General features: G+C 61.6%; 5 protein-coding genes. 2 read left to right on the top strand and 3 right to left on the bottom strand.

The annotated features are described in order from the left end of the window. Positions 1 to 47: 47 nt before the first annotated feature. Positions 48 to 2,402 (bottom strand): cation-translocating P-type ATPase, encoded by a 2,355-nt coding sequence (locus tag JZI28_RS22535; RefSeq protein WP_009807971.1) that lies wholly within the window; start codon positions 2,400 to 2,402, stop codon positions 48 to 50. Positions 2,403 to 2,584: 182 nt separating this feature from the next. On the opposite strand from JZI28_RS22535, the gene JZI28_RS22540 reads away from it, so the two are divergent. Next, complete coding sequence (locus tag JZI28_RS22540) at positions 2,585 to 2,869, top strand: hypothetical protein (protein ID WP_009807970.1); 285 nt, start codon at positions 2,585 to 2,587, stop codon at positions 2,867 to 2,869. A gap of 48 nt (positions 2,870 to 2,917) precedes the next feature. On the opposite strand, the gene JZI28_RS22545 is transcribed toward JZI28_RS22540, so the two are convergent. Next, complete coding sequence (locus JZI28_RS22545) at positions 2,918 to 3,580, bottom strand: L,D-transpeptidase (RefSeq protein WP_009807969.1); 663 nt, start codon at positions 3,578 to 3,580, stop codon at positions 2,918 to 2,920. A gap of 578 nt (positions 3,581 to 4,158) precedes the next feature. Further along, positions 4,159 to 5,238: a hypothetical protein gene (locus JZI28_RS22550; RefSeq protein WP_009807967.1), complete on the bottom strand. Its 1,080-nt coding sequence runs from the start codon at positions 5,236 to 5,238 to the stop codon at positions 4,159 to 4,161. A 226-nt stretch (positions 5,239 to 5,464) separates the two neighbouring features. Between JZI28_RS22550 and JZI28_RS22555 the strand changes: the two genes are divergently transcribed. Further along, a complete protein-coding gene (locus tag JZI28_RS22555; RefSeq protein WP_058239101.1) occupies positions 5,465 to 6,346 on the top strand; it encodes a recombinase family protein in 882 nt (293 codons plus the stop codon). The last annotated feature ends 134 nt before the right edge of the window (positions 6,347 to 6,480 follow it).

Consider the following 6,480-nt stretch of genomic DNA (forward strand, 5'->3'; position numbering starts at 1 on the left):
CGTGAGGTCTGATATGGACATTATGTTACCTTGCAAATGCTGCGTGATCAATGTCCGTGGGCAAGCGCGGCCTTTGCCATCTGTGGCCCAACCTGCTCGCCACCGGACGGCGGTGCCTTGGCCTCTTGGCTGTTGAGCAGGCGCAGGGCGTTCGCCACCACCAGCAATGACACACCCACGTCGGCTGCAATAGCGCCCCACATCGAGGCCATTCCGAACGCGGTAGCGACAACGAAAACTCCCTTGGTTGCCAAGGAAATACCGATGTTCTGATGGATAATCGACATTGTCCGGCGCGAATGACCGATCAGCCAAGGCACCTTGCCGAGGTCGTCGGTCATGAGGGCGATATCCGCCGTCTCGATTGCCGCGTCCGAACCGACAGCACCCATCGCGATGGCATAATGCGCGCGCGCCATAGCGGGTGCATCGTTCACCCCGTCGCCGATCATGGCCACCATGTCATGAGTTTCGACCAGTTCTTCGATGGCTGTCACCTTGTCTTCGGGCAGAAGCTCGGCGCGCACCTCGTCTATACCGACCTCGGCGGCAACGGCGCGCGCTGTCCGCTCGTTGTCACCGGTCAGCATGACGATAGTCTTTACGCCCTGCGCGTGAAGTTGTGCCACGATGCCTTTGGCATCAGGGCGGATGCGGTCGCGCAGTTCCAGAATGCCCGTCACACCGGTTTCATCGCCGACAGCGACAAGGGTGCTGCCGGCGCCTTCGATCCGCTCCCGCAGATCCTTCGGAATGGCGCCGCCGAAACCCTTCTCCTCGGCGAACCGGTCCGACCCCAGCCAGATGGACCGTCCGTCGATGCGTCCTTCAAGCCCACGGCCGGGAATGGTTCGGGTATCCTCTGCGGCGGACACCTTGATGCCGTCGGCCTCCGCCCGCGCGAGAATGGCACGCGCCAAAGGATGCGACGAACGTGCCTCCAGCCCTGCGGCAAGGGTCATCAGATCTTGCGCTGAAGCCCCGCCCAGCGGGTGCACCGCCGCCACTTCCGGCTCGCCCATGGTGATCGTGCCGGTCTTGTCCATGGCCAGCGCCGTGGTCCTGCCCGGCGCCTCTACATAGGCACCGCCCTTGATGAGGACGCCCGCCCGCGCCGACGCGGTGAGCGCTGCGACGATGGAGACAGGGGTCGAGATGACCAGAGCGCATGGGCAAGCGATCACCAGCAGCACGAGGGCATTGTAGAACCAGTAATCCCAGGCTCCGCCGAAGATAAGCGGCGGCAGCAGCGCAATTGCGATGGCGAGAACCATGACGATAGGCGTGTAGATGCGGGCGAACTTCGCAACCCACTGTTCCACCGGCGCGCGGCGGGCATGGGCGTCGCCGACCATGCGGATGATCTTGGCCAAGACGGTATCCGAGGCGGCCTTCGTGGCGCGCACTGTTAGTGTACCTTCGCCGTTGATCGTGCCCGCATAGACTTCGTCTCCGGCCTCTTTGGGTATTAAAGCACTTTCGCCGGTGATCGGCGCCTGGTCGACCGCGCCCGTGCCACCCGTCACTTCGCCGTCGAGCGGGATACGGTCGCCACCGCGTACAATAAAGCTTGAGCCTACGGCGACTTGCGCCGCCGGCATGTCGGTCTCGCTTCCGTCATCGCGGATCACGCGCGCCGTGGGTGGCGCAAGATCCAGGAGCGCCGACACCGCGTTCCGCGCGCGCCCGACGCTCCAGCTTTCGAGAAAGAGGGACAGCGAAAAGAAAAAAGCCACTGTCGCTGCCTCGAAGAATTCACCGAGCCCGATGGCTCCGGCGACTGCGACAACCATCAGAAGGTTCATGTCGGGCGACAGCCGACGTGCGGACGACCATGCCTTCGGTGCCACAAGCCAAACGCCGAATAGGATAGCAACTGCAAAAAGCCCCGCCTCGGCCAGCGGCATCGGCGCTTCGCCGTGCCCCGCGAAGAGGCCGAGCGCCCCGCCCATACCGGTCTCGACGATGTGCCAGAGAAAACCCGCCGCCCAGAAGCCGCCGCTGAGTGCCGTAAACAGCCGCTGTCGTGCAAGATGGGCCGCTTGGTCGACCGACGCGTTCTCGGAATTCCACGGCTTCGCGGTCATGCCGGTGCTCGCGACCAGTTCCGCAACTTCGTCGTCCGATACATTCTTTGCGCTGTCGAGAATGGTCATCCTCCCGTTGATCACGTCGAACGCGAGATGCTCGGCCCCGCCGATCTGCGGGCCGATTACCTTATTCAAGATCGCGACCTCCTCGGCGCAATCGAGGCCGGACACCTGAAAACTGCGCCCGCCGGTTGGGGCGGGCGTCGTCGGTGCGATGTCGCCGCACGTTGCGGCGCTACCGCAGCAACTGCCGCCGCTTGCCTGGGCGTCTTCGGCGTGATCGTGATCGTGGGGGTGGGTGTCGGACGGCATGAACGGACCTCTGGATTCGGGTGCTTTGTCATGGCATAGCCCCTACAGTAGCTAGAGCTTCAAGGGCAAAGTTCGGTGGTATTTCCGTTTGTTTTCTTGCTAGACGGTCCGACGACAGCCTCAATCACGGCGTGAGGCATGAAAAGCCGATACGAAGAAAAACAGAAAAGAAAGGAAACTCGATGCAGGTTTTGATGCTTAAGCAAAAAATGATGGTTGCGGTGGCGCTTTTTCTCACGACAGGATGCGCCATCCAGCCGACAGGGCCGAACGACACGGCAGACCAGACGGGCAACGTTCCCGAAGCCGTGGTTGCGATGGCTGGTCCGGATCAGGATGTTGCAACCGCGCGCCTCGTGCCGGAAGACGGCTGCTATTGGTACGAACACAGCGGGCCGGTCGAAACGACGCTGCTGCCGTTGCGCACGGCGAACGGTAATCCGATCTGCGTGGCACGCGAAGCTTGAGGACGCGCCACACGTTGCATTAACGCGCCTCAGACTTACGCACCACACTCAACTTCGCGCGGTGACACTGTCCTCCGCTGAGTACAAATGTGCCGTCGATTCGATCTCAACGTTGGGATAAAGTTCGTTAATGTGAGCCATGACCATCCGCACGCAACCCGAACTGGCTCGACCGCCGATACTTCTCGGATAGGGCGTGCCGTGTATTCGAAGATAAGTGTCGCGGTCTCCGACGTACAGATAGATGGCTCGTGATCCCAAAGCGTTTTCGGGGCCGGGTTCCATCCCGTCGGCCCATCGTGCGTTTTCCGGATCCCGCTCGATCATGTTCTGGGTCGGTGTCCAATGCGGCCACCTCACCTTGCGTTTGATCGTGTAGACGCCAGGCTCGTATAGGTTGCCCCGGGCAATGGCCACACCGTAGCGCATTGCGGTCCCGCTCTCCTCGATATGATAGAGATACCGCGCGACCGCATCGACATGGATGTCTCCTGGCACGAGTCCGGGTTTCGCAACCACGCGCTGGGGCAAAAAGCGCGGGTGTAGGCCCCAAGGGTTTGACGCGGCCGGATCGAATCCGGGCGGCGTGACTTGCGCGTCCCATTCAGCCTTCTGTGCCTCGGTGGGCCAGGTATCGGCCAACAGAGGGCTGGAAACAGACGCGGAGAATAGCGCCGTTGTTGTTTGAATGAAGTGTCGTCTTGTCAGCATGTCGGACCCTTTCGGTTCCCACCAGCAATCTATGGCGGGAACATATCTGTTCACGTTGACTAGATAAGACTTCTAGTGGCTAGAGGTTCAAGGACATATTTTCGTGAACACACACGATCCTTGTGATCCGCAATTTACCATCCGCTACTATGAAAAAATCGGCGCGCCGCCCAGCCTGACCCGGCCTGTTCCCGAGACCACGGTTGCTGCAGAGTCAGATCCTGTCGAAGCTGGCGATGGAGGAAGGCCATATCGCCCGCTTCGCCCGAGCCGCAAACGGCAGTATGGTGAACTTTGACTTGCACGGTGACGGGGGCAGGCAAAGCAGCAACGACAAACAGGGCCGCGCAGTGTCCAAAATACCGGGCGTCTTGCTCGCCGCCTTCACCAGTAATCATAGATGGTGAAGGCACAACCGCACGGAAGCGCCGGCCACAGCGGCCTTGCGCACTGGCGAGGAGTATCTCCAACTTCGAGCACCTTGATTGCCAAGGCTCCGGCGGGCTTTGCCTCCTCCTACCGGAACTTTGGCCGACTGGCACGCACCCGTCAGGATACCGAGCGATGACGCTCATCTCTTAGGTCGTGGTGCGCCACATCCGGAACCGGCCCTGCCCGGTCACTTCGCAGATCAAACCCCGCGCTTCCATCCAGACGAGGTTGCGCTGGACGGCGGCGCGGCTGGCACCGGTCAGGGTCTCGGCCATTGGGGCGGAGACGAGGGGCCATTCGGCCAGCACGGCGCGCAATGCTGGTGGTGTCTTGCCAGAGAGCGGGGCCATCATGGTTTCCGCCCGCGCTGACCATGCCTGGATATCGTCGAGGTGCCGCATCGCGGTCAGGCATGCTGTTTCCATTCCCTCGAGCCAACGCTCCAAGCGCTCAGCTGGTGGGCCACTGGCGCGTAGCCCCCCTGCCCCGCGCATAGCCAGAGGCGCAAAGATGGCCCCCCCATTCGAATTCGGGCCTTCGCTGGCGGCAATGCGTGCGGCGGTAACCGCCGCTTCCATCCGGTCGCCCTGTTGCCCGAGGCCCGCAAGGCTCCAGAGGTGAAACCCCATGCAGGCGCGTGTGATCGGGTGCAGGTCGACGGCTTGCGCCATCAGGTCAAGCCAACCGCCCGCGCGATCCGCAAAGGGTTCGGCTTCACCTGCTATGTTTTCGGGGTCACGGCGATCGAGGAAGGCGGACAGGTCCACCTCTGGGCCGGGACCGCCTGTTAGACGCCGCACTGCCCATCCGACACGCGCGAGCGCTGCAGTGTTGTCCTGCACACCGGACAGGCGCATGGATATCCAGAGCGCCAGCCGATCCGGGCCAATACGGTCACCCACAAACCAGCTGAGGTCTGCCGCCTCCATCAGCGCGAGCCTGTGCCGCCAGCCTTTCGGGCCACGGCGCAGCCGGTCGTCCAACGCGCCGATCCGACCAGCCACACGGGCGAGACGCGCGGCATTAACCGCCTCTGCCTTCCGCCAATCGTCGAGGACTGCGGTTTCACCCAGCTCTGCCCTCGGTCCGGGCGGCAGATAATCCGGCTCCACTTCCATCGGACCGGGCAGGGACCACAGGTCGTCCTCAGACGTCTCTTCAAGCCCCTCCGAATCCACTAGAGGATCGTCAAAACTATCATAATGTGTAGATACTTGAGGCTTCATATGTGCAAAATACGGCACTTTTGCATTTTACCCAAGTGTTTTGTCAGGGTGCGCCCACACACCTTATTTAGCACGTGCGCGCGGTGGTCTGCGAGATCTCTCTGATCACGCTCAGCGTATGGAATCCAAGGGGTTTTTGATGAGCAGCACCACAGAGAGAGCGGTTGCATTCGTTTACAAACGGTCGTTTAGTAACGGTATATGAAATTGCAAACGGCCGATTTTCATGCCCCTGATAGGCTACGCCCGCGTATCGACAGAGGATCAGACCCCCCTGCCCCAGTCTGAGGCCCTGCAAACTGCGGGCTGTGCCGAGATCTTTGAAGAGCACGCCTCAGGCGGCAATCGCGCGCGTCCTGTACTCGCTCGTTTGCTCGAACGCGTTCAGAGCGGCGATACGCTGGTCGTTGTGCGGATCGACCGGCTTGCGCGGTCTCTGTCGCATTTGCTGGAGGTGATCGAACGTCTGGAGGCCAAGGGAGCGTTCTTTCGTTCCATTCAGGACCCGATCGACACCGGATCCCCTCAAGGAAAATTCACATTGCAGGTTCTGGGCGCCGCGGCCGAGTTCGAGCGCGCGCTGATACGTGAGCGCACAAAGGCCGGGCTTGCCTCTGCGCGCGCCAAAGGGCGCGTTGGTGGCAATCCTGGGCTTCGCACCAAAGACCCCGACGCGCTGCGCAAGGTGCGGCTGGCACGACAGGACGGCTACATGGAGCGCCTGAACGAAACCGCGCAGGATTGGGTGCCCCACGTGCGACGCCTACGGCCGGATATGGCCTGGGAAGATGTTTTGCGAATCATTAATGGCCCCCTGCCCCACGACCGGCACTGGACCCAAAGCCGCCTACTTCGTGCTGTGAAAGCCTATGTCCGCGACGGGTTTCTACCAGATGAAGTCCTTGGCCGCGCCGGACGCCGCGAAACCGATGACCGCCTGCCGGCTATCGTGGCTGCCATCAAAGGCTCGGACCCCGAAATCACACTGCAGGCGATCTGCGACCGGCTAGAATCGATGCGTGAGCGCACCCCTCGAGGCCGCACTAGCTGGCAGCCGTCTTCGGTCAAAATGCTGCTTGAGCGTGCGAAAAAGTTGGGGCTCCTGTGAACACGACACTTGTGTTGGCCTAACGGATTACCACTAAATCTAGAAAGTGCTTGCACGAATCTGGCTGGTCGGGCAATAGTCTCGAAAAATAACGCGCGGTCACATAAAAAACGCGCCCACGGATCGGGGCAGAC

It is taken from the genome of Pseudophaeobacter sp. TrK17, assembly GCF_042192375.1.
Classification (GTDB): domain Bacteria; phylum Pseudomonadota; class Alphaproteobacteria; order Rhodobacterales; family Rhodobacteraceae; genus Pseudophaeobacter.

Excerpts from the sequence above, each read along its gene's own strand:
- JZI28_RS22535 (WP_009807971.1), bottom strand. The coding sequence starts at position 2,402 with ATGCCGTCCGACACCCACCCCCACGATCACGATCACGCCGAAGACGCC.
- JZI28_RS22540 (WP_009807970.1), top strand. The coding sequence starts at position 2,585 with ATGCAGGTTTTGATGCTTAAGCAAAAAATGATGGTTGCGGTGGCGCTT.
- JZI28_RS22545 (WP_009807969.1), bottom strand. The coding sequence starts at position 3,580 with ATGCTGACAAGACGACACTTCATTCAAACAACAACGGCGCTATTCTCC.
- JZI28_RS22550 (WP_009807967.1), bottom strand. The coding sequence starts at position 5,238 with ATGAAGCCTCAAGTATCTACACATTATGATAGTTTTGACGATCCTCTA.
- JZI28_RS22555 (WP_058239101.1), top strand. The coding sequence starts at position 5,465 with ATGCCCCTGATAGGCTACGCCCGCGTATCGACAGAGGATCAGACCCCC.